Below are 25,081 nucleotides of genomic sequence, written 5' to 3'. Positions count from 1 at the left end.
TTCGCGAGGCACCGTCCCCCCAAGCAAGTAAAGGCAGTGAATCCCATGTTCTCGGTCATCTCCGCCAGCACCGGCCTCGGTGCCTGGTTCTCTGGTGCAGCTACCGGCATCGGCCTGTTCGCCGTGGTCGGGGCCCAGAGCGCCTTCATTCTGCGCCAGGGCATCCTGCGCAAGCACATCGTGCCGGTGGTCGCCACCTGCGCGGCCATCGATGCCATCTTCATCTTCGCCAGCGTGGCCGGCCTGCGCACGCTCACCTCGGCGCTGCCGTGGCTGACCAGCGCCGTGCTGTGGACCGGTGTCGCGTTCCTGGCCTGGTATGCGATGAAGTCGGCACGCCGTGCAATCGCCGGGGGCGGTGGCATGGGCGAGGCCGACAGCGACGACGGCAGCCGCCGCGCGGTGCTGATGGCCGCGGTCGGCTTCTCGCTGATCAACCCGCACTTCTGGCTGGACATGATGGTGATCGGCTCGATCGCCGAGAACTTCGGCAACGCCCGCATGGCTTTCGCTGCTGGCGTGGTCACGGCCAGCTGCCTGTGGCTGACCGCGCAGGGCCTCGGCGCACGCCTGCTGGCGCCGCTGTTCACCAAGCCCGGCACCTGGCGCGTGCTCGACGGCACCATCGCCGTGATCCTCAGCATCCTGGCCCTCATGTTGGCGGTGCGCGGGGTCCACTGACCCGGCGCACGCCCCCCGAACCCACGTCCTGACTCTCTCTCCAAGGTAGTGGCAACGACGGCACCGGCAACGGTGCCGTCGTCTTTTCCGGCTCTGGCGGGAAAGGCATGGCCCTGCCTAGAATCGGCCACCAGGACAAGGTGTCCAGAGGAGCAGGGGAAGGATGCACAAGACGATTCTGGCGGCCGCACTGGCCGTCATCGGGGGCGTTGCCGCAGGCAGCGCGGGGGCGGTGGACCTGACGCAGTACCTGCGCCGGGAGACCTTCACCGATATCAAGATCTCGCCGGGGGGCGAGTACGTGGCGGCGACGGTGCCGATGGAGGACGCCACCGCGATCGCCGTGCTGCGGTTGAAGGACAAGCAGATGGTCGGCAGTTTCCGGCCACCCAGCCGCAACCACGCGCAGGAATTCGACTGGGTCAGCAACGAGCGCCTGTTGATCGGCCTGGCCCAGAAGTGGGGCTCGCTCGACCAGCCCAATCCCACCGGCGAACTCTACGCCATCGATGCCAACGGCAATCGCGGCGAACTGCTGGTGGGCTACCGCGTGGAGAGCAACGGCCCGGGAACCCGCATCCAGCCGAAGAAGGTCGAGGCGGTCGCCGCCTTCCTGGCCGACGACCTGCCGGGCGACGAGCGCAACGTGCTGGTGACCGTATGGCCGCTGGCCGAGGATCCGTTCACCCGCGTCGATCGCATGGATGTGACCACCGGCCGCCGTGCGCGGGTGGCATCTTCGCCGGTACGGCGCGGCGAATTCACCACCGATGGCGCCGGCGAGGTCCGCTTCGTGCACGGCTCGGGCAGCGACAACATCAACAAGCTGTATTTCCGCGAACGCAGCGGCGACACCTGGAAGCTGATCAACGATGAGGCGGTCAGCAAGCGCATCGAAACCGCCCTCGGCTTCTCGGCCGATGACAGCCTGGCCTACCTCAACGTCGAGCAGGCCCAGGGCCCGGATGCGATCGTCAGCTGGAATCCGCAGACCGGCGAGCGTGCCACGCTGCTGCGCGACGAGGTGGTCAATCCGTATCGCATCATCCATCGGCCCGGCACCCACGTGCCGGTGGGCGCGCTGTATCTGGGCGATACGCCGCGTACCCGGTTCTTCGACGAGAAGTCGCCGGAGGCGCGCCTGTACCGCAGCCTGGAAGCCGCCTTCGGAGGGCCCGTCTACATCACCTCCAGCACCCGCGATGGCCGTGTCGTGCTGGTGGAAACCTGGTCGGGCTCGAACCCGGGCGATTTCTACGTGTACGACACGGTGGCGCGCAAGGCCGATCACCTGATCAGCCGCAGCGACTGGATCGACGTGGACCGTAGTGCCAGCGTGAAGCCGATTGCACTGAAGGCGCGCGACGGGCTGCCACTGCATGGCTTCCTGACCCTGCCGGCCGGCAGCGACGGGCGCAACCTGCCGATGGTGGTGATGCCGCATGGCGGCCCGTTCGACATCTTCGATTCCGGCCAGTACGACCGCGAAACGCAGATGCTGGCCGCGGCCGGTTATGCCGTGCTGCAGGTCAACTTCCGTGGTTCGGGCAACTACGGCCGGGCCCACACCCAGGCCGGTGCGCAGCAGTGGGGCGCGGCAATGCAGGACGATGTCACCGATGCCACCCGCTGGGCAATCAGCGAAGGCATCGCCGACGGCCGTCGCATCTGCATCTACGGCGCCAGCTACGGGGCCTACTCGGCGATGATGGGTGCCGCCCGCGAACCCGGGTTGTATCAGTGCGCGGCGGGCTATGTCGGGGTTTACGACCTGCCGATGATGTACACCCGCGGCGACATCCAGGACCGGGGTTCAGGCGTGACCTATCTGCGCGAATGGCTGGGGGATCCGGCCAAGCTGGGCGCGGTGTCGCCGGTGAACCTGGCCGAACGGATCAAGGTGCCGGTGTTCCTGGCCGCCGGTGGCGAAGACAAGCGCGCGCCGATCCAGCACACCGAGCGCATGGAAGCGGCGCTCAAGCGCGCCGGCACGCCGGTGGAAAGCCTGTACTACAAGACCGAAGGCCACGGCTTCTACACCGAGGCCCATCGCAGCGAGTACTACGACAAGTTGCTGGCCTTCCTGGCGCGCAGCCTGGGTGGCAAGACCGCGACGGCCGCGCCCGCGACCGGCAAGGACAAGGCGCCCTGAGCTGACAGGGCGGCGGATGAACGTTCCGCCGCCCTGGTTTTCCGCAAGCGCGGGGTTTACTTCACCCCGTGCATCATCTTCTTCAGCAGCGGTGCGGCGATGAAGGCCGCCAGTGCGCAACCCAGGCCGATCCACATCAGCAGCCAGAACAGGTGCGCATAGGCGCCGGCTGCGGCCACCATGTCCAGCGATTCGCCTTCCGGCACCTCGATCGCGGCCAGCTTGCCGAACAGCGCGGCCAGCGTCTCCGAGAATGCGGTGGCCAGGAACCAGGTGCCCATCATCAGGTTCATCACCCGCGGCACGGCCAGCTGTGTCACTGCCGACAGGCCGACCGGCGACAGGCACATCTCGCCGCTGGCGAGCAGGAAGTAGGCCAGCACCAGCCACCACACGCTGGCCATCTCGCCCGTGGCGCCCACCTGCTGCGCCGCCAGTGCCAGCGGCAAGAACGACAGTGCGCCGATCACCAGGCCCCAGGCCGACTTCACCGGCTTGCCCGGCTCCCAGCCGCGGCGGTCCATCCACGTCCACAGCGCGGCGAAGGCCGGCGCCAGCAGCACCAGGAACAGGCCGCCGAGATAGGTGAGCGAGCCGGCGGTCTGCGGAATCACCAGGCAGTCGCGCACCAGCAGCACCAGCATCAGCACGACGATGGCGGCGAAGAACGTGCGCGGCGCAGCCGAACCCGGGCGCCGTTCGGACAGCCGCGCGCTGACCACGAAGCCCAGCGGTGCCAGCAGCAGCGAGAGGATCGACCACGGCAGCGGCGTGCCGCCGGTGATCACCAGCGAGGGCACGATGTCCTTGGTCAACAGGCGGTCGGTGAAGGTCACCCACGAGCCGTAGGACTGCTCGTACATGGTGAAGAACACCAGCGCCATGAAGATCAGCACCATCAGCGCGATCATCTGCTGGCGCTGCACCGGCGTGCATTTCGTGCCGGTGAACCAGGCGAACCAGACCAGCACGCCGCCCAGCACCACCAGCATCAGCATCAGCGCCAGGCTGATTTCTCCGCCCAGCGCGAACGCGCCGTTGCCGGCAGCCCACATCAGCCACGCCACCGGCAGCACACCCAGCACCGCGCACAGATAGATGAGCCATTCGCGCGGCAGTCCCAGCACCTTCTGCTTCAGCGCGGCCGGCTGCGGCGGTTCGGCATGGCCCTGCAGGTACTTCTGGCCCCACAGGAACATCGCCAGGCCGGCCAGCATGCCGATGCCGGCAGCACCGAACCCATACTTCCAGCCATAGGCCTCACCGAGGAAGCCACACACCAGCGAAGAGAACAGCGCGCCGAGGTTGATGCCGGCGTAGAACAGCGAGAAGCCCGAGTCGCGACGGGGGTCGTCCTTGGCGTACAGCTTGCCGACGATGGTGGAGATGTTCGGCTTCAGGAAGCCGACGCCCATGATGATCAGCGCCAGGGACAGGTAGGTCACCGCCAGTGCGGAGGTGTCGCGCACCACTTCGCCGTTCACCCGGTACGCGGCGTGGCCCTCGAAGGCCATGCCGAGGTGGCCGAGCACCAGCAGGATGCCGCCGAACAGCACTGCCCGGCGCATGCCCAGCCAGCGGTCGGCCAGCATGCCACCGAACACCGGGATGCAGTACACCAGGCCGCCATAGGCACCGAGCAGGTCCAGGCCGGCCTTGTCGCCGAACAGGTGGTACTTGGTCAGGTACAGCAGCAGCAGCGCCTTCATGCCGTAGAAGGAGAAGCGCTCCCACATTTCAGTGAAGAAGCAGACGTAGACGCCCTTGGGATGGCCCAGGAAATCGTCGGAAGCGATAGCGGTGGAATTCATCGCGGAATTATAGGCCTGTGGCCTGATCCGCTTTCAGTAGATCCACGCCATGCGTGGATTGCCGGGCTGGCCTGGGCGATCACAGGTATCGCAACCACCGCAGATCGCGCCTTCGCGCTTTGAACCGCGCGAAGGCCCGCGTCGGCGGGTACAGCACCACCGCCAGCACACAGGCCACCAGCAGCAGGCCGGCGACCGAATCCAGCGCGTACAGGTCACCGTGTGTCGGGCCCCAGATTGCCAGCGCGCCCAGGTACAGCCCCTTCAGCACATACAGGTGCAGAAGGTAGAAGAACATCGGCGCAGCGCCGATATCGGCCAGCGGCTGCAGTGCCCGCGCCAGCGGCGGCCATTCGTACAGCCGCAGCAGCAACATTCCCACCCCCAGGGTCAGCAGCAGGAACTGCAAGGACGGCGGGTATTTGGTGACATTGAAGATGCTCAACCACGTGCGTAGCGTAGTGGTCTGGTACGACCAGGGGGCGTCCCCGTACTGGTTGGCGAACCGCAGCAATGCGAACAGGGCCAGCGCGCCGACGCCTGTCCACAGCAGCCAGCGCTGGCGCTGCTCCAGTGCGCGCTCGCGGGCGAACCAGGGCCCCATCAGATAACCCAGTGCGATCACCCCGATCCACAGCAGCACCGGATAGGAGGTACGCAGGCGCAGCGCGCCAGCCGAGATCCAGTCGCGCTGATGCAGCACTTTCCACAGCACCGCCAGCAGGCCATCGCCTTGCACCCGCATGCCGTCGAACAGGTTGTGCGCGGCCACCACCGCGATTGCCAGCATCAGCAGGGCCGGGCGTGGCAGCCACAGCAGGCCGGCCAGCGCGATCATGCTCAGCCCGATGGCCCAGATCACCTGCAGGTACAGCGTGTCCGGCGGCAGCTGGAAGGTCCAGGCGAAGTTCACCAGGGTCAGTTCCAGCACCACCAGGAACAAGCCGCGCTTGAGCAGGAACGTGGCCGTGGCCCGGCGCGGATCCGCCTGGCGCTGGCCGTACAGCCAGGCCGACAGGCCGGTCAAGAGGACGAACACGGGTGCGCACAGGTGGGCCAGCAGACGGCAGGCGAACAGCGCAGGAGAGACTGTCGCTGCATCCATCGGGTCGCTCACCTGGTGCTGCAGGAAGAAGGTCTCGCGCACGTGGTCCAGCAGCATCAGCAGCATCACGGTGCCGCGCAGCTGGTCGATGGAGGCCAGGCGAGGGGAGGGGGAAGGGGGCATGCGATGCAGTAAGAACAAGGTAGCATTAAGATATAACATATCATTTGCGGCGCGCCCATCAGGACTTTGCCGGGTCGGTCGATTGCCGGGCCACGTGTTGGCCCGTTGCGCTGCAGCGCACGCCCCCATCCTTTGGCACGCTGGACTTGATCTGCCCTGAACGCTAGCGTGCAAGGGATTTTTTGCCAGCAGGGGCTTCCATGAACCACGACGCTGCGCCCAAGCAGCTCACCTTCCGCGCAGTGGCCCTGGCCATCGTGCTGGCGGTGGTGCTGTCGGCCGCAAACGCCTACCTCGGTCTGTTCGCAGGCCTGACCATCGCCACCGCCATTCCCGCCGCGGTGATTTCCATGGGCGTGCTGCGCCTGCTGGGCGGTGGTTCCATCCTCGAGAACAACATCGTGCAGACCGGCGCCTCGGCCGGTTCATCAATCGCCGCCGGTGTGATCTTCACCATCCCCGCGCTGGTGATCATGGGCTACTGGCCGGACTTCAAGTACTGGTGGGTGCTGGGCATCGCCGGCCTGGGCGGCCTGCTGGGCGTGCTGTTCTCGGTGCCGCTGCGCCGTTCGATGATCGTTGAAGACCCGCTGCCGTTCCCGGAAGGCAAGGCGGCGGCGGAAGTGCTCAAGGCCGGTGAGAACCCGGGTCCGGGCCTGAAGATCCTGGGCCTGTCGGCGGTGATCGGCGCCTTCGTCAAGCTGGCCGCGGAAAGCGGCATGCGCCTGATCCCGGACGCCTGGGCCACCTCGGCCTATGTCGGCAGCTCCAAGGTCACCGCCTTCATCGGCACCAACCTGTCGCCTGCACTGCTGGGCGTGGGCTACATCGTCGGCCTCAACGTCGGCATCGTGGTGGTGTCCGGCTCGATCCTGACCTGGCACATCGCCATTCCGATCTACCAGGCGTTCTTCATGAACACCGATCCGGCGCTGGCCGCATCGGTTGCCGCAGCTTCCTCCACCGAGGCCGCGTTCGCCATCTGGGGCGCGAAGATGCGCTACCTGGGCGTTGGTGCGATGCTGATCGGTGGCATCTGGACCCTGATCTCGCTGCGCAAGTCGCTGCTCAACGGCGTCAAGAGCGGCTTCGCCGCGGCCCGCAAGAGTGGCGGCCCGGTGCTGGCGCATACCGAGCGCGACCTGCCGATGAAGTGGATGCTGGTCGCCCTGGTGGCGTTCGTGCTGCCGCTGCTGGCCCTGTATCAGGCCATCGTCGGCCAGTGGCACGTGTCGATCCCGATGACCCTCATCATGATCGTCGCCGGCTTCCTGTTCGTCTCGGTCTCGGCCTACCTGGCCGGCCTGATCGGTTCGTCCAACAACCCGGTCTCGGGCATCACCATCTCCACCATCCTGTTCGCCTCGGCCGTGCTGGTGGTGCTGCTGGGCGCTGACGGCCTCAAGCCGGTCGGTGCCGGCGGTGCGCCGCTGGGTGCGGTGGCCGCGATCATGATCGGCGCGGTGGTGTGCTGCGCCGCTGCGGTCGGTGGTGACAACCTGCAGGACCTCAAGGCCGGTTACATCGTCGGTGCCACCCCGTGGAAGCAGCAGCTGATGCTGGGCATCGGTGCGTTCTCGTGCGCGCTGATCATGGCCCCGGTACTGAACCTGCTGGCCACTGCCTACGGCATCGGCGTGAAGTCCGAGCTGCACCCGAACGCGCTGGCTGCGCCGCAGGCCAACCTGATGGCCTCGGTGGCCAAGGGCCTGTTCGGTGGTGAACTGCCGTGGACCTTCATCGGCATCGGTGCTGTGGTCGGTGCTGCCATCATCGCCTTCGACAGCTGGCTGAAGTCGCGCAACGCGCGCTTCCGCGTGCCGGTGCTGGCCGCCGCCATCGGCATCTACCTGCCGCTGGAACTGATGGTGCCGATCTTCCTCGGCGGCCTGATCGCCCATCTGGTCGAGCGCTTCCACAAGGTGCGCGCCGATGACGAAGAAGGCCGCGACCGCGTGCACAAGCCGGGCGTGCTGTTTGCCGCCGGCCTGATCACCGGCGAGGCGCTGATGGGCATCGCCATCGCGATTCCGATCGTGGTCAGCAGCCGCGCAGACGTGCTGGCCGTGCCGTTCCACCTGCCGGGCGCACAGTGGATCGGCCTGGCCGTGCTGTTCCTGGTCGGCTGGCTGATCTACCGCACCGGCAAGTACGCCAAGGCGTAAGGGGCGGGCTCTGACCCTGGGTTCAACGGGTAGTGCCGGCCAGCGGCCGGCACTACCGCAAAACCCCGCTCCGGCGGGGTTTGCTGTTTCTGGCGATTGTCTGTCTGCAGCCATGACCGATGGCCTTGGCAGCCCCGGCCATGCGGGCCTACCATCGGTTTTTTGCCGTCCTGCGGAGACCCCGATGAAACTGCGTCATGCCCTGCTGCCACTGAGCCTGCTGGCCGCCCTGCCCAGCGTCGCCGCTGCCCGCGGCCTGGAAGTCCGCGACATGGTGGCCATGGACCGCGTCTCCGCGCCGGTACTGACCGCTGACGGCGGCACCGTGGTGTTCGCCAAGCGCAGCGTGGACGCCAACCTGAAGGCCTCCACGGCGCTGTTCGCGCGCAACCTGCGCACCCGCGACGCAGCGCCGCCGAAGCAGATCACCCCGGCCGGCTGGAACGTCAATTCCGCTTCGCTGTCGGCCGATGGCCAGACCGTGTATTTCCTCAGTGCCAGGAACGGCAGCCAGCAGCTGTACGCGCAGCCGATCAGCGGCGGCACGCCGCGCCAGCTGACCGACTTCCCGGTCGACGTGGACAGCTACCGTGTGTCGCCGCAGGACGACCGCGTGTTGTTCAGCGCCGGCGTGTTCCAGGCGTGCGCCTCGGACCTGGCCTGCACCGAGAAGAAGCTGAAGGAAAAGAAGGACGCCAAGGCCAGCGGCCAGGTGTGGGATTCGCTGTTCGTGCGCCATTGGGACACCTGGAACGACGGTCGCCGCAACACCCTGTTCGTCGCTCCGCTGCCGGCAGCCAAGGCCGGTGCGGTCAAGGGCGCTTCGGCGCTGAGCGCGACCATCGATGGTGATGCGCCGTCCAAGCCATTCGGCGGCAATGACGACTTCGTTTGGTCGCCGGACGGCGCCAGCGTGGTGGCCAGCATCCGCGTGGCCGGCAAGCAGGAGCCGTGGTCGACCAACTTCGACCTGTACCGCTTCGACGCCGCCGGCAAGCAGGCGCCGGTCAACCTGACGGCCTCCAACCCGGCCTGGGATGCCGGCCCGGTGTTCAGTGCCGACGGCAAGACGCTGTTCTACCGCGCGATGAAGCGCCCGGGCTTCGAGGCCGACCGCTTCGGCCTGATGGCGATGGACGTTGCCAGCGGCAAGACCCGCGAGATTGCCCCGCAGTGGGATCGTTCGGCCGGTGGCATCACCCTGTCCGCCGACGGCGCCAGCATCTACACCACTGCCGATGACCTCGGCGAACACCCGCTGTTCCAGATCGACGTGGCCAGCGGCAAGGCCACCAAGCTGATCGGCGACGGCAGCGTGACCGCGGTCGACGTGGCCGGCAACAGCGTGGCGATCACCCGCAACAGCCTGAAGAGCAACGACCAGGTGCTGGTCGGCCTGCTGCCGGCCGCGGGCGAAGCCATCGGCGAACTGCGCGCGCTGACCCCGGCCGCAGGCGAGGTGCTGAAGGACGTGTCCTTCGGCGACTACGAGCAGTTCGAGTTCAAGGGCTGGAACAACGACACCGTGCACGGCTACGTGGTCAAGCCGCACAACTACCAGGAAGGCAAGTCCTATCCAGTGGCGTTCCTGATCCACGGCGGCCCGCAGGGCAGCTTCGGCAATGGCTGGAGCTACCGCTGGAACCCGCAGACCTACGCGGGCCAGGGCTACGCGGTGGTGATGATCGACTTCCACGGCTCCACCGGCTATGGCCAGGCATTCACCGATGCGATCAGCCAGCACTGGGGCGACCGCCCGCTGGAAGACCTGCAGAAGGGCTGGGATGCGGCGCTGAAGAAGTACGCCTTCCTCAACGGTGACAAGGCCTGCGCGCTGGGCGCCAGCTACGGCGGCTTCATGGTCAACTGGATCGCCGGCAACTGGAACGGCCCGTTCAAGTGCCTGGTCAACCACGACGGCGTGTTCGACCAGCGCATGATGGGCTACGCCACCGAAGAACTGTGGTTCACCGAGTGGGAACAGGGCGGCACGCCGTACCAGAAGGCCGCCAACTACGAGAAGTTCAACCCGGTCAACCACGTGGCGGACTGGAAGAAGCCGATCCTGGTCATCCACGGCCAGCAGGACTTCCGCATTCCGGTCGAGCAGGGCCTGGCCGCATTCACCGCCGCCCAGCGCCAGGGCATCGAATCGAAGTTCCTGTACTTCCCGGATGAAAACCACTGGGTGCTGAAGCCGAACAATAGCATCCTGTGGCATGACACCGTCAATGCCTGGCTGAAGCAGCACATCGGCAATTGATGATTGCAGCGCCGCCCTTCGAGGCGGCGCTTTTGTCTCCGCCGGTGGGTGCCGATGTTCCCGCCGGTGGGTGCCGACCGTTGGTCGGCACACCTTCGCCAACAGCAGCCGAGCATGGCTCGGCTCTACAAGAGCCCCTGCATGATCCAGAACGACATCGTCGTCTTCGGTTTGATCGCCGCCACCCTTGGCGCCGTGTTCTGGACCGCCTCGCGGGAGCAGGGCCTGTGGAAGCGCGTCTACACCTTCGTGCCGGCACTGCTGCTGTGCTACCTGATTCCCGGCATCTACAACACCGTCGGCCTGATCGACGGGCAGAACACCCGGCTCTACAACCCGATCGCGCGCGACATCCTGCTGCCGGCGGCGCTGATCCTGCTGACCCTTGCGGTCGACATCAAGGGCATCCTGCGGCTCGGCCCGAAGCTGGTGCTGATGTACCTGGGGGCCTCGGCCAGCATCATGCTCGGTGCGGTGGTGGCGTTCCTGCTGATGCGTGCCGTGCATCCGGAAACCGTGGCCGGCGACACCTGGGCCGGCATGGCCGCGCTGGCCGGCAGCTGGATCGGTGGCGGCGCCAACATGCTGGCGATGCGTGAAGTGTTCGACGTCAATGCGACCACCTTCGGACAGTTCGCGGTGGTCGACGTGGGGGTCGGCTACGTATGGATGGCCGCGCTGATCTTCCTGGCCGGGCGCGCGGCGAAGATCGACGCACGCAGTGGTGCCGATACCTCGGCCATCGATGAGCTGAAGGAGCGCATTGCGCGCTTCCAGGCCGAACACGAGCGCATTCCCAGCCTCACCGACCTGATGCTGATCGTGGCGGTGGCCTTCGGCGGTGTCGGCCTGGCTCACGCCATTGGCGCACCGCTGGCGGCGTGGTTCAAGGCGAATGTCAGCTGGGCTGCGCAGTTCAGCCTGGACGCGCCGTTCGTGTGGGTGGTGGTGCTGTCGACCACGCTCGGCCTCAGCCTCAGTTTCACCCGTGCGCGCAACCTGGAAGGTGCGGGCGCATCGCGCCTGGGCTCGCTGCTGCTGTACTTCCTGATCGCCTGCATCGGCATGCAGATGGATCTGCTGGCGCTGCTGGATCGCCCGTGGCTGTTCCTGCTGGGCATCATCTGGATCAGCGTGCACATCGTGCTGCTGTGGTGCCTGGGCAAGCTGCTGAAGGTGCCGTTCTTCTATTTCGCCATCGGTTCGCAGTCGAACATTGGTGGCCCAGCCTCGGCGCCGGTGGTGGCCGCGGCGTTCCATCCGGCCCTGGCGCCGGTCGGCGTGCTGCTGGGAACGATGGGTTATGCCACCGGCACGTACCTGGCCTACATCGTCGGCATTACCTTGCGGACGCTGGCCGGGCAGGGCTGATTGTGCACGGGGCGATGGGGCAGATCCTGTAGAGCCGAGCCCGCGCTCGGCTGCATCTGTATTTGTGCAGGTAACAGCGAAGAGCAGCCGAGCATGGGCTCGGCTCTACAGTAGATCCACGCCATGCGTGAATGGTGCGTACCAAGGTCCGCACCCACCAGCGGCGGCTACGCCGCCTGCAGCAATCCGCGTTCGACCAACCACGCCTTCGCGTCCTCGGCGTCCTGCTCGAACCACGCCTTCGTGGATCCCAGCCGATACGTATACCCCCAAGCATCCATGTCGGCCATCAGCCGCTGGCTGCCGACACCGGGCAGCTGCCCGGCCAGCACGATCTGCAGGTAACAGGTCGCGTCTTCCTCGGCCACCGAGTCGGTGGCATCGGTGTGCACCTGCGCACGCCGCTCCGGCGGCAGTACGATCAGGTGGCAGGCCTCATGCAGCATCGAGTGCACGGGCGTGTCATCGCGCACGTAGACGTTGCTGGCGATGATGCCGGCCTCTGGCTCGCCCCAGTAACTGCCGGGAATCGGTTCGCCGGGCGCCACGTGGTGCAGCCGAAGGCCATGCGCGGCGAGCAGGCGCTGCGCGTCGGCGAAGGCGATGTCGCCCACGCAGGTGATGTCCACGGCGGTTGTCGTATCGGTCATGCGGGTCAGGCAGCCCCGCCCATGCAGGCACGGGCGGGGCAGGGGATCAGGGTTTGTCCGGGCCTTCGGGCAGCGCCACGGAAATATCCAGCACGTCGTGCTGGCCATCCTTCACCAGGTCGACCTTCACCGCATCGACGTCGATGTTCACGTACTTCTTGATCACTTCCAGCAGCTCGCGCTGCAGCAGCGGCAGGTAGTCCGGGCCACCGCGGTGGCTGCGTTCCTGCGCGATGATGATCTGCAGGCGGTTCTTGGCGGTTTCGGCGGTGGTCTTCTTCGCTTTGAGGAAATCAAACAGGCCCATGCTTACCCTCCGAACAGCTTGCTGAAGAAGCCCTTCTTCTCGACGTTGGTGAAGCGCATCGGGCGTTCTTCGCCGAGGATGCGCGCGACGGCGTCTTCATAGGCCTGGCCGGCAGCGGATTCGACATCCAGGATGACCGGCTCGCCCTTGTTGGAGGCGTTGAGCACGTCGCCCGACTCCGGAATCACGCCGATCGCCTTCAGGCCGAGCACTTCCTCGACGTCGGCGATGCTCAGCATCTCGCCGCTTTCCACGCGCACCGGGGTGTAGCGGGTCAGCAGCAGGAAGGCCGGCACGTCCTGGCCGGACTCGGCCTTGTGGGTCTTCGAGTCGAGCAGGCCGATGATGCGGTCGGAGTCGCGCACCGACGACACTTCCGGGTTCACCACCACCACCGCGCGGTCGGCGAAATACATCGCCAGGAAGGCACCCTTCTCGATGCCGGCCGGGGAGTCGCAGATGATGTAGTCGAAACCGTCGGCGGCCAGGTCCTTCAGGACCTTGCCCACGCCTTCCTGGGTCAGTGCGTCCTTGTCGCGGGTCTGCGAGGCGGCCAGCACGTACAGGTTGTCAAAGCGCTTGTCCTTGATCAGGGCCTGCTTGAGGGTGGCTTCGCCGTGCACGACGTTGACGAAGTCATACACCACGCGGCGTTCGCAGCCCATGATCAGGTCGAGGTTGCGCAGGCCGACGTCGAAGTCGATCACCGCCACCTTCTTGCCGCGCCGCGCCAGGCCGCAGGCCAGGCTCGCGCTGGAAGTGGTCTTGCCGACGCCGCCCTTGCCGGAGGTGACTACGATGATTTCAGCCAAAGGACTTCTCCTGATGATTCTGTTTGGGGGCTGCGTCAGTCCAGCGCAGCGATCTTGATCTGGTCCTGTTCCAGCCAGACCTGCACGGCCTTGCCGCGCAGGTTGTCCGGGACATCGTCCAGTACCTTGTAATGGCCGGCAATGGCGACCAGTTCCGCATGGAAATCACGGCAGAAAATGCGTGCCGCGGTGTTGCCCTGGGCCCCTGCCAGCGCGCGGCCGCGCAGGGTGCCGTAGATGTGGATGCTGCCATCGGCGATGACCTCGGCGCCGGCGCCGACGGTGGCCATCACGGTCAGGTCGCAGTTTTCCGCGTACAGCTGCTGGCCCGAACGCACGTTGCCCAGCTGCATGCGGCCCGGCTTCGGTGCAGCCGCGTCGGCCACCTTGGCCACCGGCGTTGCCGGGGCGGGCTTCGGTTCGGCACGGGCTGCGCGGCGCGGCTCCGGTGCAGGCGGCGGCGGGGCCGGTTCGGCCTCGGCACGCTCGTACTGCGCGCGGAACTTGGCCAGCAGCGGCAGGCCGAGCTGCTGCGAGAGCAGGTCGATCGCGCTGGTGCCATAGGCCAGCGCCACCGGCAGCACGCCGGCGCTGCGCAGGCCATCGACCAGCGCCTGCGCGGTGGCCACATCCGGCACCTGGCTCAGGCCGCCGAAGTCGAGGATCACCGCGGCGCGGCCGAACAGCTTCGGGGCGCGGGTCACGCGCTCGCGCATTTCCTGCACGAGGCGTTCGACATCAAGGGTACGGATGCGCAGGTTGGCGATGCCCACCTGGCCGATCTTCAGTTCACCGGCTTGTTCGTAATCGAAATTCACCGCCACGCTCAGGTCCCCGTCGGCCGCTGTGCCTGCGCCGGCAGCTGCCGTGCGCGTGTCCATGCCACATCCGGCAGCTTGCCGCCGTAGGTCTCCTTGACCCAGGGGTAGCTGCACAGTTCCTTGGCCAGCATGCTGGCGCGCACATCGACCTGCGGCATCGTGTTCTGGCCCAGCTCGCGGAAGCCGAAGCTGCCGTGGAAGAGCAGGGCGGCATCGGCGCCATGGTCGAGGAAGACTTCGCAGGTCATCTGCGGGTAGCGCAGCTCGGCGAAGCTCTGCGCGTCGGCATAGAACGCACGGCCGACGCCGCCGCCACGACGGCGGCTGGCGACCACGATGCGGTCGATATAGAAGAACGGGGTGTCCAGCTGCTGCTTGAACCAGGCGAAATTGCTGCTGTCGTGCTGGCTGTCGCTGCCAAAGCCGATCAGGAAGCCGGCCAGGTTGCCGTCGCGCTCGGCGACGCGGAAGTATTCAGCGGTTTCATAGAACAGGCGCAGGCGGGCCGCATCCAGGGGAAGGATGGCCAGGCCAGCATTGTTGTTCAAAGCCAGGACGGAATCGAGCTCGTGCTCGCGCACGTCGCGGATGACAATCGACATTGTGACTCCGTGGGGTAACGCGGTTGGTCCATCAAGGGACCCTGCGCACGATTATTGCATGCCCGGGGTGGGCTGCGGCATGAACAGGCGACCGCAGGGGCATGACTTCCGTGGGAGTGCGCGACGCAGGCCAGACTCGTAGAGTGCTGACATGTTGGGAGTCCTCAGCCATACCCGCGTCCTCCGCCTGGCCGGCCTGTTCACCTGGGTCATGGTCGGCCTGCCGCTGGCGTACTCGCAGTTCGAGAACCTGCACAGCCGCGCTGACATGGGCGGCTGGGCGATCCTGCTGTTCATCGCCTACCTGTCCTTCGGCACGGCCTACTACTGGCTGACCCGCATCCTGCGCAGCGACAGCCACACCAGCTGGCTGGACCGCGGCCTGCTGCTGTTGCTGACGGTCTCGGCGCTGGGGGTCAGCTTCCTCAGCGGGTCGGGCCTGGGCAGCATCCTGATGATGGTGGCCGCCGGGGTCATTCCGTGGATGCTGTCGGTACGGCTGGGCGTGCTGTGGCTGCTGGTCAGCCAGCTGGCCGTGGCTCCGGTCTATTACCTGCTGCTGCGCTTCCCGCTGTTCGAAGCGGTGATGCAGTCGCTGCTGTATGGCGGCTTCTCCATGTTCATCTTCGTGACCAGCCTGGTCGCGCGGCAGCAGACCGAGGCCCGCGACGAGCAGCGCCGGCTCAATTCGGAACTGCGCGCCACCCGCGCCCTGCTGGCCGAGAGCGCGCGGGTCAACGAACGCACCCGCATTTCGCGCGAACTGCATGACCTGCTGGGCCACCAGCTGACCGCGCTGACCCTGAACCTGGAGGTCGCCGGGCACCTGGCCGAGGGCCAGGCCCTCGATCACGTGAAGCGCTCGCACGCGCTGGCCAAGCTGCTGCTGGGCAACGTGCGCGAGGTGGTGAGCCAGCTGCGCGAGACCGGCGCGATCGATCTGGCTGCGGCGCTGCGCCCGCTGACCGAGAACGTGCCCTCGCTGGACATCCAGCTGGAGATCGAGGATCCGCTGAACGTGGAGGACCCGCAGCGGGCCCACGTACTGCTGCGCTGCACCCAGGAGATCATCACCAACGCGGTGCGCCATGCCAGTGCCCGCCACCTGTGGATCAGGGTGTACCGTGAAGCCCCCGATCGGGTGGTGGTCGAGGCCCGCGACGACGGCGTCGGCGCGGATATGGTCAATGTGGGCAATGGCTTGCGCGGCATGCGCGAGCGCCTGCAACAATGTGGTGGCCAGCTGCAGATCGAAACCCGCCCCGGTGAGGGTTTCCGGCTGCGGGCGACGGTGCCGGCAACGGTGCTGGTGGCGGCCCTTACCAAGGTTCCTGAAGGAGTGCGTTGATGATTCGCGTCTGCCTGGTCGACGACCAAACCCTGGTGCGGCAGGGAATCCGCTCCCTGCTGGCGCTCGACGACGGCATCGAGGTGGTGGCCGAGGCCGGCGACGGCCGGCAGGCGGTCGAGCTGATCCCCCAGGTACGCCCCGACGTGGTGCTGATGGACATGCGCATGCCGGTGATGTCGGGGCTGGAGGCCCTGCAGGTGCTGTCGCGGCAGGAACAGCTGCCGCCGACCATCATCCTCACCACCTTCGACGACGACCAGCTGGTGCTGGCCGGGCTCAAGGCCGGTGCCAAGGGCTACCTGCTCAAGGACGTCACCCTGGCACAGCTGGTCGGTGCCATCCGCACCGTGGCCGACGGGGGATCGCTGGTGCAGCCGGCGGTAACCCAGCGCCTGCTGTCCGGCCTGGAGCACATGCGCAATGAATTCGTCAGCCTGGACCGCCCGGACCCGCTGACCGACCGCGAGACCGAGATCCTGCGGCTGATGGCCAGTGGCTTCTCCAACAAGGAGATCGCCAATTCGCTGGGCGTCGCCGAGGGCACCATCAAGAACCACGTGTCCAACATCCTTTCCAAGCTGGGTGTGCGCGACCGTACGCGTGCCGTATTGAAGGCGTTCGAACTCCAGCTGGTCTGATAAAAAATCTTTCAAGTACAAAGACTTGGGTCGTGGTCCGGGGTTTCCGCCAAGGTTGCCCCCTACTTGCCGGGTAGCGGTATGCGTTACCCTTCGAATCCTTTGTCCATACAAATACGCAGCCGGCAGGGAAACCGGTGCGCCAATCCCGATAAACAATGCCCGCGAAGCCTGCTAGGATTGGCGCTTCGCTTCAATCAACCCGGCCGTGGGATCGGCCCCGGAGACTCTCTGAATGACCCGTATTATCGAGTTCCTGATCGCCTTGGGGATCGTGGCTGGCCTGTTCGTCATCATTGGCGTATGTCTGCCGGGCGAGCGTCACATCACCGAAAGCATCGAGACCAACCGCAAGATGACGATCGTGTACGACACGGTCAGCAGCCTGCGCCGCTTCAAGGACTGGAACCCGCTGGTACTGCGCGATCCCGCCGTTGACCTGAAGCTGTCCGGCCCGGCCTCGGGTGTCGGTGCCACCCTCGACTTCACCTCCAAGGACCTGGGTACCGGTTCCTGGAAGATCACCGAAGCCGAAGAGAACAAGCGTGTTGTGATCGCCATCGAGGACGCCACCAAGGGTCACGACAAGGTCACCACCTTCAACCTGGAGCCGACCGGCAAGGGCGGTCGCAACGTCAAGATCACCCAGGACTACTCGGTGAAGTACGGCTTCGACCTGTTCGGCCGTTACGCCGGCCTGTATGTCAGCCGCCAGATCGGCGACGACATCAAGATGGGTCTGTCGCGCATGGCCAACATGCTCGCAACCGTGCCGAACGTGGACTACCGCACGCCGGAAGCCCCGCTGACCGACCTGGCCATCGTTGAAGTGCCGGCCGAGAACCTGCTGGTGGTCAACGCCGGCAACGTGGACCGCGGTCAGGACACCATCACCAAGTCCATCAAGGACAACCAGGAGTGGATCAAGCGCGTGATGGAGGCCAATGGCCTTGAAGCTGCCGGTCCGTTCCGCATCATCACCACCGACTTCGGCCAGGAGAAGTACGCCTTCGACATCGCCCAGCCGGTGAAGAAGAAGGGTGCTGAAGGTGCTGCTGCCGACGAGCTGACCGTCAAGATCGACGGCGGCGCTCCGGTCAAGTACGTGCACGTTGCTCCGCACCGTTCGGCGCATGCGGCCTACACCGGCCACATGGCGGGTCTGGACGTGGCGCGCAACGGCCTGCGTGCCTGGGCCGTGACCTCGGGCAACGAAGTCATCGACCGTCCGTACGAAACCTGGAAGGACGGCATCGACAAGTCGTTCACCCCGGAAGGTACCTACGACATCTACTGGGCCGTCAAGTAATCCCCGGCTGACCCATGTAGTGTTGGACACGAAAACGCGCCGCTCATTGCGGCGCGTTTTTTTTTCATCCGGCGCCCGTCAAGGGGCGCTGCGCAAGGAGCCCTCATGTTCAATCTGGAACGTCGCGCACGTAAGCCTTCCCTGCTGGCCTGCCTGGGGGCGCTGTTGGCTGCCGCCTCGATCGGCCTGTCTGCTTATGCATCGCATGGCGTAGCCGACCCGTTGGCGCAGCAGCATCTGAACATGGCGGCGCTGTATGCGTTCGCGCATGGCGCGGTGCTGGTGGCGCTTGGGCCGCGCGCGCAGGGGGCGATCGCACACCTGGCGCTGTACGTGCTGCTGCTGGGTGTCCTGCTGTTTTCCGGCAGCCTGATGGGTGGGGCGTTGTGGCAGTGGCCGACGCGGATGGCGCCGATCGGTGGCACCATCATGATGGCCGGATGGGTGTTGCTGGCGATCAATGCGTTGAGGCGGTGAGGGTCGCAGGGCTGTCGCTCCGATCCATGCCGATGCGATCGTGATGGTTCATGGGCGTTACTTTTCTTTTCGCGCGAAAAGAAACGTAACCCAAAGAAACGCGCCGCCGGCCGCGAGCCGGTGCTGTGCACCGGTCCCCTGCGCTCCTCGGCCCGTCGAGGGGCGGTGCGGAGAGCAGCCGAGCGTGGCTCGGCTCTACAGAATCGCACGCACCTCTTCGCCCTCACCGGACCTGCGGTGCTCGGCTCGCTTGAAGGCGGACCCAACAGCCGCGCGCTGATCCCTTATAGAGGCTTCGAGCGAAGCGACCGGCTTCTGTCTTTGCCTTCTTGTTCCATCTCGTGGTGGGCGCGCGCGGAATCCGCCCGGACAGCTCCATGAATTTCGCCCTGCGACCGTCACGAGGGGGGCTCAGCCGTTGGCCGGTCTCCAGCACCAGTGCCAGGGTTCGTAGACGATGCCGTGCGGGTTGTCGCGCGGGTAGCTCAGCTGGAAGCCATGCGCGCCGGCATGGGCCTGCAGCCAAGCAAATGCATCGGTAGCGTCGAACGATTCCTCGGCCGGGGCATCGCCCGGCGTGCCGATGTCCAGCGCGTGGCCGCTGTGGTGTTCACTGAACCCCGGCGCGGCATTCACCTTCAGGATCTCCGTCACGCTCAGCCCGCGCGCCCGTTTCCGTTCGAAGATGCCCAGCTGGTAGGCATGGCTGCGGAAGCCGGAGATTGCATCCAGTGCGATGCCATCGCGCGCTGCATGCAGGCGCATCCGCCGCCAGCCCTGTGCAGCGCCGCGGCGCAGCCACAGCGGGCGGGCGAAGCGGTCGCGCCCAGCGAAGTGCAGCAGGCACGGTTCGGGTTCCAGCGGCAGGCCGCTGTCGTCGGCATAGCGCTGGGCATCCAGGCCGAGCTGCTGCAGGCGCTGCTGCAGCCCGGCGAGGGGCAGCCACTGCGCTTCCAGATTTGCACCGAATGGCCGGGCCGCGGCTGCATCCAGCAAGGCCAGTGCTTCCTCGGCCCCGGGCTCGCGCGCCAGGCGCGGCACCATGGCGTGCACGCCGTGTTCCACCACCGCCGCCAGGTAACGGCCATCGCATTTGCGCCGCAGCACCCAGTTCGCTCGTGACAGCACGCGCGCGTCGAGATTGCTGCGCGCACGCAGCAGGTCTGCGGGCCACAGTTCGATGGCTTCGGTATTGATCAGCAGGGGCAGGCGTCGTTGCATCGCCGCAGCTTACTGCCGCAGGCCCGGCACGGCCACCTTGCGCAGTGCTTCCAGCAGCGCCTGTGGCCGATCGAGACTGAGCAGCAGGGTGCTGCCATCGCGGACCGGCAGGGCGAGGACGCGCGCGCGGTTGGTGACCAGCGCGAAGCCCTTGGCACCGCCCTGCAGGCGAAAGTGGCCGGAATAGAAGCCCGGCATTGCGTAGCCGTTGGTCTTGAAGCGGATGCCATAGCGGGGGTCACGCTGCAGGTCGACCACCTCGGCCTGGTCCAGCCGCAGCTGCGCCACCGGAACGCGGCGGCGGTACATCGTCGAGCGCACATCCAGCACGTTGTCGGCCAGTTCCACCCGGCGACGGAAGAATGCTGCGCCCAACCCGATGCCGAGTACCGCGATCACCAGCAGACTCCAGGCGGCACTGCCGCCCATCCGGAACCAGGGCGGCGACAGCGTTACTTCGATCCAGGGGGCACTGGCCGGCGTCTTGTACAGCTGCGCATACAAGCAGGCCACGAAGGCGGCGAGCAGGGGCAGCACGATCCACAGCACGCGCAACGGCGAGCTCTCGGCCACCTCGTACTGTTTCGGATCGCTGGCGCCCATGGCTCAGGCCTCCTTCTTGAACACCAGCATCGCCGGGCGCATCGGTGCGGGGATGATGATGTTGACCAGCTCCCAGCCCAGTTGGCCCTGGCGGCTCAGTTCGCTCTGGATGTCCTCGGCCTTGAGCAGGCCCATCATGGACGTCTTGACCTCGATCGTCTGGTAGCTCCAACGCTTGCTCATTCCTTGTCCTCCGAAGATGGCGTGGGTTTCGGCAGGCGTCCTGCCTTGCGCAGGGCGTCGCGCAGCACGTATTCGATCTGTGCGTTGAGGCTGCGCAGCTCGTCGTCAGCCCAGCGTTGCGCGGCGGCCAGGACGTCGGCATTGATGCGCAGCGGGTAGGCTTTCTTCTCACTCATGCAAGCTCCTGGCGGGGCGGTGGGGCGCCCCGTTGCGAGGGTGGTTCAGTACAGCGAACCGGCGTTGACGATCGGCTGGGTGCCGCGGTCCGAGCACAGCACGGTCAGCAGGTTGCTGACCATGTGCGCCTTGCGTTCCTCATCCAGCTGCACCACGCCGTTCTTCTGCAGTTCGGCCAGGGCCATTTCAACCATGCCGACCGCACCGGCCACGATGCGCGTGCGTGCAGCGATCACTGCGTTGGCCTGCTGCCGCTGCAGCATCGCCTGGGCGATTTCGGCGGCGTAGGCGAGGTGGCTGATGCGTGCGTCGATCACCTGCACGCCAGCGTCGGCCAGGCGTTCGGCCAGCTCGTTCTTCAGGTGCTGGGAGATCTCGCTGGCATGGCTGCGCAGCGCCAGCTGTCCCTCCTCGTGCTGGTCGTAGGGATAGCTGGTGGCCATCGCGCGCAACGCCGATTCGGACTGGATGTGCACGAAGCTTTCGTAGTCGTCCACGTTGTAGACGGCCTCGGAGGCATCGACCACCTGCCAGACGATGACCGCAGCGATCTCGATTGGGCTGCCGTCCAGCTCGTTGACCTTCAGCTTGCCGCTCTCGAAGTTGCGCACGCGCTGGCTGACCCGGCGCTTGGCATAGAAGGGGTTGTTCCAGCGCAGGCCGTTGTCCTTGACGGTGCCGACGTACTTGCCGAACAGGCTCAGCACCGCCGCCTGGTTGGGCTGGATGGTGTACAGGCCGGCCAGGATGAAGACCGCAGCGAAGATCACCAGCATGCCGGTCAGCATCAGCAGCAGGTTCGGTGAGCCGGAACCGGTCCTGGTCGTCGCCCCGAGTACGAACAGTGCGGTACCCGCCAGCGCGACCAGCAGGGATCCGGCCAGGGTGCCCAGGCCGTTGAGGGAGGCAAGCGACTTCTCTTTCATGGCGGTACGTCCTTGAGGGTTCGAATTGAAGATATCAAATTGATATCACTTGTCGACTACCGTTCGTCGGATGCCATGGTCAGGGTGCGCGGCCAGCTAGAATGCCCACCCGCCTTCACGTCGCTGCTGGAACCGCCATGGCCAAGCTTGGAACTCCGTTGTCCCCCTCCGCCACCCGCGTGCTGCTGCTGGGCTCGGGCGAACTTGGCAAGGAGGTGGCCATCGAGCTGCAGCGGCTGGGCGTGGAAGTGATCGCCGCTGACCGCTACGCCGATGCCCCGGCCATGCAGGTCGCCCACCGCTCGCACGTGATCGACATGCTCGATGCGATGGCGCTGCGCGCCCTGATCGCCCAGGAGCAGCCACATCTGGTGGTGCCGGAGATCGAGGCCATCCATACCGAGACCCTGGTCCAGCTGGAGCAGGAGCAGGGCCTGCGGGTGATCCCGACCGCACGCGCCGCGCGCCTGACCATGGACCGCGAGGGCATCCGCCGCCTCGCCGCCGAAACCCTGGGCCTGCCGACCTCGCCGTACCGCTTCGTCGATACCGAGGCCGAGTACCGTGCTGCCGTGGCCGCCATCGGCCTGCCGTGCGTGGTCAAGCCGGTCATGTCGTCCTCGGGCAAGGGCCAGAGCACCCTGCGCAGCGAAGCGGACATCGCTCCGGCCTGGGACTACGCACAGACCGGTGGCCGCGCCGGCGCCGGCCGCTGCATCGTCGAGGGTTTCATCGACTTCGATTACGAGATCACCCTGCTGACCGTGCGCCATGCCGGCGGCACCTCGTTCTGTGCGCCGATCGGCCACCTGCAGAAGGATGGCGATTACCGCGAAAGCTGGCAGCCGCAGCCGATGTCGAGCGCGGCACTGGCGCGTGCCGAAGAGATTTCGCGTGCGATCACCGACGACCTTGGCGGCTGGGGCCTGTTCGGTGTCGAGCTGTTCGTGAAGGGCGACGAAGTGTGGTTCAGCGAAGTGTCGCCGCGCCCGCACGATACCGGCCTGGTGACGCTGGTATCGCAGGAGCTGAGCGAGTTCGCGCTGCACGCGCGCGCGATCCTCGGCTTGCCGATTCCGGTGATCCGCCAGAGTGGTCCGTCGGCGTCGTGCGCGCTGTTGGCACACGGCGAGGGTGTGCCGTACTTCAACAACGTCGCCGCCGCGCTGCAGGTGCCGGATACCGCCGTGCGCCTGTTCGGCAAGCCGAGCGTGCATGGCCACCGCCGCGTCGGTGTGACCCTGGCGCGCGCGGAAACCATCGACGAAGCACGTGCCATCGCGCGTGATGCCGCCGACGCCATCGGCGTCGAACTGCGCCCGTAAAACGATAGCGCCGGGCCATGCCCGGCGGGAATCTTCTGTAGAGCCGAGCCCGCGCTCGGCTGCTTTTCCATGTGACGCTTCAGCCCGACAATGGATTCAAGTATTCAGTCTTGCGCGGTCTACCGGGGCGCTATTGAGCGCCGAATGACGCTGTTGGAGGATTTGCCGCAAAGCAGGTAAACGCTTCGCCGCACCTTCGAACTGAAAAGTGACATCTGGTTGAGCGTCAGAATCCTGCGTGTTTTATCTTCTGACGGATGAATGCCAAAGACACCTCAGGAGAAGGCTTGGACGAGCGGCTTACATCAGCGCTACCTGCCTTGTATCACCGAATTGGCCAATCACTGATTGATGCCGTGCCTACCGACCAATGCGGGATCTGGCTGAACTTCGAGATCATCAAGAATGCCCGGTCGGGTTGGGCGTTCTACCGCAAGCCGTCAGGCTCATAACGGCTATCTGGAAATTCCAGATGATGCGGAAGCAGCGCTTCTGGAGATGCATCAGCTCTTTGCGCAATGGCACCATGCACTCTGGACGAGTTTGACGTTTCATCTGGATCCAGAGAACAAGATGGAAATCGAGCTCGGATATGAGCAGCTTTCCGAGGATGAGTTCATCGATTCCCTGGGTCGGGAGCAGGCTTGGCAGGACCGCTGTCTCGGGGCTGACGCTCAGATTGACTGGCAGAGCTACTAAGCTTGGTTGGTTGCAGTAGCCGAGCATGGGCTCGGCTCTACAACATCTTCAGCAACCGGTGGCGCCGGGTGATGCCCGGCGGCTGCGCCGGTTACGGCTTCACGTCCACCCACACCAGGTGGTGGTCGCTGCCGTCGGCGATCTTCGCTTCCGGGCTTTCATTGGCCGGCCAGAAGATGCCGCTGCCCACGTACTCGAAACCGGTCGAGGGCAGCACGTAGTCCAGGCGCATGGTGCCGGACTTCGGCCCGAAATCGCCGGTGGCGTGGAACGGCGCGCCCTTGCGCTCGATGCCCTTGGCCGCATAGGCCAGGCTGGTCTGCTCGCCGCCGACGCTGCGCGGGGTGGGGTAGCGCAGCACGCGCGCGTTCTCGATCAGCTCGACGATCGCCTCGTGGCGGCCATCGCCATCGACCGGGTCGTTGTTCAGATCGCCAAGGATCACGAAGCGCGCGTCCTGCGCCAGGCCGCCACACTGGCCCTTGTCGTCGCACAGCCAGGGCTTGTCACCCTTGGACAGGTATTCCTGCCACAGGCGCAGTTCGTCATGGTTGCGCGCCGCGTTGCGCTTTTCCGGGCCATCGAACACCGGCGGGGTCGGGTGCGAAACCAGCGCGTGCACCACGCCGGCCGGGGTCTTCACCGGCACGTCCCAATGCGACTTCGACGACAGGCGCAGCTGCGACCACACATGATCGTTGTAGAAGCTCTGGCCGGTACGCGGGTCGACCGGGCGGATCGCACCGGGCATCGCACTCCACTTCAGCAGCTGGAAGCTGCGCACCTTGGTTTCATCGATCGGGTAGCGCGACAGCACCAGCATGCCGTACTGGCCCGGGTGCAGGCCGTAGCCCCACGCATCATTGCCACGGCCGCGGCCTTCGCCGCCGACCACGCCGTTGTTGTCCAGGTCCAGGCCGCTGGGCACACCTGTGTTGACCGGCGCCAGGTAGCGGTAGGCAAAGTGCAGCGGCTTGCCGCCGCCGGGCTGGGCGACTTCCAGGTAGCGCTTCTGGAACAGGTCGGCGGCGCGATGGGCATCGTCGAAATCGAATTCGTTCAGCAGCACCAGGTCCGGGCGCACCTGCTGCAGCACGGCGGCGATCTTGCGTGCGTGCTCGCTGTCGCCCTCCAGTTCCTTGATCAGGCCACCGGCATCATCGGAGTACAGCGAAGTGTTGTAGGTGGCCAGGCGCAGCGCAGTGGACGGCTTCTCAGTCATCGCGGGGGACGTGGCAAAGGCGGGGACGGTGGCGCCGCAGAGCAGGGCCAGGGCGAGGATCAGGGGTTTGGCGTTCATCCCCCTATT

At 66.2% G+C, this 25,081-nt stretch carries 24 protein-coding genes; 11 read left to right on the top strand and 13 right to left on the bottom strand.

Annotated features, from left to right (window positions below):
- Positions 1-45 precede the first annotated feature (45 nt).
- A complete protein-coding gene (locus AC2A1N_RS13240) occupies positions 46-681 on the top strand; it encodes a LysE/ArgO family amino acid transporter (RefSeq protein ID WP_049422777.1) in 636 nt (211 codons plus the stop codon).
- Positions 682-844: 163 nt separating this feature from the next.
- On the top strand, positions 845-2,833 hold the full coding sequence (locus AC2A1N_RS13235) for an alpha/beta hydrolase family protein (RefSeq protein ID WP_061480393.1): 1,989 nt from the start codon (positions 845-847) through the stop codon (positions 2,831-2,833).
- Positions 2,834-2,889: 56 nt separating this feature from the next.
- Here AC2A1N_RS13235 and AC2A1N_RS13230 read toward each other — a convergent pair whose 3' ends face one another.
- Complete coding sequence (locus AC2A1N_RS13230) at positions 2,890-4,644, bottom strand: peptide MFS transporter (RefSeq protein WP_484372493.1); 1,755 nt, start codon at positions 4,642-4,644, stop codon at positions 2,890-2,892.
- A 79-nt stretch (positions 4,645-4,723) separates the two neighbouring features.
- Positions 4,724-5,872 carry an acetyltransferase domain-containing protein gene (locus tag AC2A1N_RS13225; RefSeq protein WP_484372491.1) on the bottom strand — a complete coding sequence of 383 codons (1,149 nt, stop codon included), beginning with the start codon at positions 5,870-5,872 and terminating at the stop codon, positions 4,724-4,726.
- 200 nt (positions 5,873-6,072) lie between these two features.
- Here AC2A1N_RS13225 and AC2A1N_RS13220 point away from each other — a divergent pair, with 200 nt between their 5' ends.
- The 3 genes from AC2A1N_RS13220 to AC2A1N_RS13210 all read left to right on the top strand — a co-directional run bounded on the left by AC2A1N_RS13220 (position 6,073) and on the right by AC2A1N_RS13210 (position 11,671).
- Positions 6,073-8,037, top strand: coding sequence for an OPT family oligopeptide transporter (locus tag AC2A1N_RS13220; protein ID WP_049435318.1), 1,965 nt, complete (start codon positions 6,073-6,075; stop codon positions 8,035-8,037).
- 184 nt (positions 8,038-8,221) lie between these two features.
- Positions 8,222-10,300, top strand: coding sequence for an alpha/beta hydrolase family protein (locus tag AC2A1N_RS13215; RefSeq protein WP_154350387.1), 2,079 nt, complete (start codon positions 8,222-8,224; stop codon positions 10,298-10,300).
- Positions 10,301-10,441: 141 nt separating this feature from the next.
- Positions 10,442-11,671: a DUF819 family protein gene (locus AC2A1N_RS13210; RefSeq protein ID WP_061480388.1), complete on the top strand. Its 1,230-nt coding sequence runs from the start codon at positions 10,442-10,444 to the stop codon at positions 11,669-11,671.
- A gap of 167 nt (positions 11,672-11,838) precedes the next feature.
- Here AC2A1N_RS13210 and AC2A1N_RS13205 read toward each other — a convergent pair whose 3' ends face one another.
- The 5 genes from AC2A1N_RS13205 to AC2A1N_RS13185 are packed head-to-tail and all read right to left on the bottom strand — an operon-like array spanning position 11,839 to position 14,863.
- Positions 11,839-12,321 carry a hypothetical protein gene (locus AC2A1N_RS13205; RefSeq protein WP_484372488.1) on the bottom strand — a complete coding sequence of 161 codons (483 nt, stop codon included), beginning with the start codon at positions 12,319-12,321 and terminating at the stop codon, positions 11,839-11,841.
- 46 nt (positions 12,322-12,367) lie between these two features.
- Positions 12,368-12,628, bottom strand: a complete 261-nt coding sequence (minE, locus tag AC2A1N_RS13200) for a cell division topological specificity factor MinE (protein ID WP_005408532.1) — start codon at positions 12,626-12,628, stop codon at positions 12,368-12,370.
- A gap of 2 nt (positions 12,629-12,630) precedes the next feature.
- Positions 12,631-13,440 carry a septum site-determining protein MinD gene (gene minD / locus AC2A1N_RS13195; RefSeq protein ID WP_006424120.1) on the bottom strand — a complete coding sequence of 270 codons (810 nt, stop codon included), beginning with the start codon at positions 13,438-13,440 and terminating at the stop codon, positions 12,631-12,633.
- A gap of 35 nt (positions 13,441-13,475) precedes the next feature.
- A complete protein-coding gene (minC, locus tag AC2A1N_RS13190) occupies positions 13,476-14,321 on the bottom strand; it encodes a septum site-determining protein MinC (protein ID WP_049413254.1) in 846 nt (281 codons plus the stop codon).
- Complete coding sequence (locus tag AC2A1N_RS13185) at positions 14,267-14,863, bottom strand: GNAT family N-acetyltransferase (protein ID WP_005415684.1); 597 nt, start codon at positions 14,861-14,863, stop codon at positions 14,267-14,269. The genes minC and AC2A1N_RS13185 overlap by 55 nt, the downstream gene beginning before the upstream one ends.
- A 151-nt stretch (positions 14,864-15,014) precedes the next feature.
- Between AC2A1N_RS13185 and AC2A1N_RS13180 the strand changes: the two genes are divergently transcribed.
- The 4 genes from AC2A1N_RS13180 (at position 15,015) to AC2A1N_RS13165 (ending at position 18,638) form a co-directional block, all read left to right on the top strand.
- The gene (locus tag AC2A1N_RS13180; RefSeq protein ID WP_154350389.1) at positions 15,015-16,211 is read left to right on the top strand and encodes a sensor histidine kinase; all 1,197 of its coding nucleotides are present in this window, start codon (positions 15,015-15,017) and stop codon (positions 16,209-16,211) included.
- A complete protein-coding gene (locus tag AC2A1N_RS13175; RefSeq protein ID WP_006424175.1) occupies positions 16,211-16,852 on the top strand; it encodes a response regulator in 642 nt (213 codons plus the stop codon). Before AC2A1N_RS13180 ends, AC2A1N_RS13175 begins: the two co-directional genes overlap by 1 nt.
- Positions 16,853-17,087: 235 nt before the next feature.
- Positions 17,088-18,161 carry a polyketide cyclase gene (locus AC2A1N_RS13170; RefSeq protein WP_005415686.1) on the top strand — a complete coding sequence of 358 codons (1,074 nt, stop codon included), beginning with the start codon at positions 17,088-17,090 and terminating at the stop codon, positions 18,159-18,161.
- Between the two features lie 105 nt (positions 18,162-18,266).
- Complete coding sequence (locus AC2A1N_RS13165) at positions 18,267-18,638, top strand: DUF423 domain-containing protein (protein WP_484372484.1); 372 nt, start codon at positions 18,267-18,269, stop codon at positions 18,636-18,638.
- A 411-nt stretch (positions 18,639-19,049) separates the two neighbouring features.
- Here AC2A1N_RS13165 and AC2A1N_RS13160 read toward each other — a convergent pair whose 3' ends face one another.
- From AC2A1N_RS13160 to AC2A1N_RS13140, 5 genes are read right to left on the bottom strand one after another with little or no spacing between them, the layout of a single operon-like run.
- Positions 19,050-19,859, bottom strand: a complete 810-nt coding sequence (locus tag AC2A1N_RS13160; protein ID WP_484372482.1) for a M15 family metallopeptidase — start codon at positions 19,857-19,859, stop codon at positions 19,050-19,052.
- A 9-nt stretch (positions 19,860-19,868) separates the two neighbouring features.
- Entirely contained in the window at positions 19,869-20,462 is a 594-nt protein-coding gene (locus tag AC2A1N_RS13155) for a PH domain-containing protein (protein ID WP_484372480.1), read from the bottom strand.
- A 3-nt stretch (positions 20,463-20,465) separates the two neighbouring features.
- Positions 20,466-20,645, bottom strand: coding sequence for a DUF4177 domain-containing protein (locus AC2A1N_RS13150; protein WP_005415690.1), 180 nt, complete (start codon positions 20,643-20,645; stop codon positions 20,466-20,468).
- Positions 20,642-20,821 (bottom strand): type II toxin-antitoxin system antitoxin, encoded by a 180-nt coding sequence (locus AC2A1N_RS13145; protein ID WP_005415691.1) that lies wholly within the window; start codon positions 20,819-20,821, stop codon positions 20,642-20,644. The genes AC2A1N_RS13150 and AC2A1N_RS13145 overlap by 4 nt, the downstream gene beginning before the upstream one ends.
- Positions 20,822-20,866: 45 nt before the next feature.
- Positions 20,867-21,748 carry an SPFH domain-containing protein gene (locus AC2A1N_RS13140; protein ID WP_484372478.1) on the bottom strand — a complete coding sequence of 294 codons (882 nt, stop codon included), beginning with the start codon at positions 21,746-21,748 and terminating at the stop codon, positions 20,867-20,869.
- A gap of 137 nt (positions 21,749-21,885) precedes the next feature.
- Between AC2A1N_RS13140 and purT the strand changes: the two genes are divergently transcribed.
- Positions 21,886-23,073 carry a formate-dependent phosphoribosylglycinamide formyltransferase gene (gene purT / locus AC2A1N_RS13135; protein ID WP_014646362.1) on the top strand — a complete coding sequence of 396 codons (1,188 nt, stop codon included), beginning with the start codon at positions 21,886-21,888 and terminating at the stop codon, positions 23,071-23,073.
- Positions 23,074-23,478: 405 nt separating this feature from the next.
- Positions 23,479-23,772 carry an immunity protein YezG family protein gene (locus AC2A1N_RS13130; protein WP_484372475.1) on the top strand — a complete coding sequence of 98 codons (294 nt, stop codon included), beginning with the start codon at positions 23,479-23,481 and terminating at the stop codon, positions 23,770-23,772.
- 91 nt (positions 23,773-23,863) lie between these two features.
- Here the strand turns inward: AC2A1N_RS13130 and AC2A1N_RS13125 are convergent, their stop codons facing one another.
- A complete protein-coding gene (locus AC2A1N_RS13125; protein WP_154350392.1) occupies positions 23,864-25,072 on the bottom strand; it encodes an endonuclease/exonuclease/phosphatase family protein in 1,209 nt (402 codons plus the stop codon).
- Positions 25,073-25,081 lie beyond the last annotated feature (9 nt).

The organism is Stenotrophomonas maltophilia group sp. SKK55 (genome assembly GCF_057179845.1).
This window is presented reverse-complemented; position numbering and strand designations above follow the sequence as displayed.

Coding starts and splice junctions, on each gene's coding strand:
- AC2A1N_RS13240 (WP_049422777.1), top strand. CDS start 46: ATGTTCTCGGTCATCTCCGCCAGCACCGGCCTCGGTGCCTGGTTCTCT.
- AC2A1N_RS13235 (WP_061480393.1), top strand. CDS start 845: ATGCACAAGACGATTCTGGCGGCCGCACTGGCCGTCATCGGGGGCGTT.
- AC2A1N_RS13230 (WP_484372493.1), bottom strand. CDS start 4,644: ATGAATTCCACCGCTATCGCTTCCGACGATTTCCTGGGCCATCCCAAG.
- AC2A1N_RS13225 (WP_484372491.1), bottom strand. CDS start 5,872: ATGCCCCCTTCCCCCTCCCCTCGCCTGGCCTCCATCGACCAGCTGCGC.
- AC2A1N_RS13220 (WP_049435318.1), top strand. CDS start 6,073: ATGAACCACGACGCTGCGCCCAAGCAGCTCACCTTCCGCGCAGTGGCC.
- AC2A1N_RS13215 (WP_154350387.1), top strand. CDS start 8,222: ATGAAACTGCGTCATGCCCTGCTGCCACTGAGCCTGCTGGCCGCCCTG.
- AC2A1N_RS13210 (WP_061480388.1), top strand. CDS start 10,442: ATGATCCAGAACGACATCGTCGTCTTCGGTTTGATCGCCGCCACCCTT.
- AC2A1N_RS13205 (WP_484372488.1), bottom strand. CDS start 12,321: ATGACCGATACGACAACCGCCGTGGACATCACCTGCGTGGGCGACATC.
- minE (WP_005408532.1), bottom strand. CDS start 12,628: ATGGGCCTGTTTGATTTCCTCAAAGCGAAGAAGACCACCGCCGAAACC.
- minC (WP_049413254.1), bottom strand. CDS start 14,321: ATGGACACGCGCACGGCAGCTGCCGGCGCAGGCACAGCGGCCGACGGG.
- AC2A1N_RS13185 (WP_005415684.1), bottom strand. CDS start 14,863: ATGTCGATTGTCATCCGCGACGTGCGCGAGCACGAGCTCGATTCCGTC.
- AC2A1N_RS13180 (WP_154350389.1), top strand. CDS start 15,015: ATGTTGGGAGTCCTCAGCCATACCCGCGTCCTCCGCCTGGCCGGCCTG.
- AC2A1N_RS13175 (WP_006424175.1), top strand. CDS start 16,211: ATGATTCGCGTCTGCCTGGTCGACGACCAAACCCTGGTGCGGCAGGGA.
- AC2A1N_RS13170 (WP_005415686.1), top strand. CDS start 17,088: ATGACCCGTATTATCGAGTTCCTGATCGCCTTGGGGATCGTGGCTGGC.
- AC2A1N_RS13165 (WP_484372484.1), top strand. CDS start 18,267: ATGTTCAATCTGGAACGTCGCGCACGTAAGCCTTCCCTGCTGGCCTGC.
- AC2A1N_RS13160 (WP_484372482.1), bottom strand. CDS start 19,859: ATGCAACGACGCCTGCCCCTGCTGATCAATACCGAAGCCATCGAACTG.
- AC2A1N_RS13155 (WP_484372480.1), bottom strand. CDS start 20,462: ATGGGCGCCAGCGATCCGAAACAGTACGAGGTGGCCGAGAGCTCGCCG.
- AC2A1N_RS13150 (WP_005415690.1), bottom strand. CDS start 20,645: ATGAGCAAGCGTTGGAGCTACCAGACGATCGAGGTCAAGACGTCCATG.
- AC2A1N_RS13145 (WP_005415691.1), bottom strand. CDS start 20,821: ATGAGTGAGAAGAAAGCCTACCCGCTGCGCATCAATGCCGACGTCCTG.
- AC2A1N_RS13140 (WP_484372478.1), bottom strand. CDS start 21,748: ATGAAAGAGAAGTCGCTTGCCTCCCTCAACGGCCTGGGCACCCTGGCC.
- purT (WP_014646362.1), top strand. CDS start 21,886: ATGGCCAAGCTTGGAACTCCGTTGTCCCCCTCCGCCACCCGCGTGCTG.
- AC2A1N_RS13130 (WP_484372475.1), top strand. CDS start 23,479: ATGCCCGGTCGGGTTGGGCGTTCTACCGCAAGCCGTCAGGCTCATAAC.
- AC2A1N_RS13125 (WP_154350392.1), bottom strand. CDS start 25,072: ATGAACGCCAAACCCCTGATCCTCGCCCTGGCCCTGCTCTGCGGCGCC.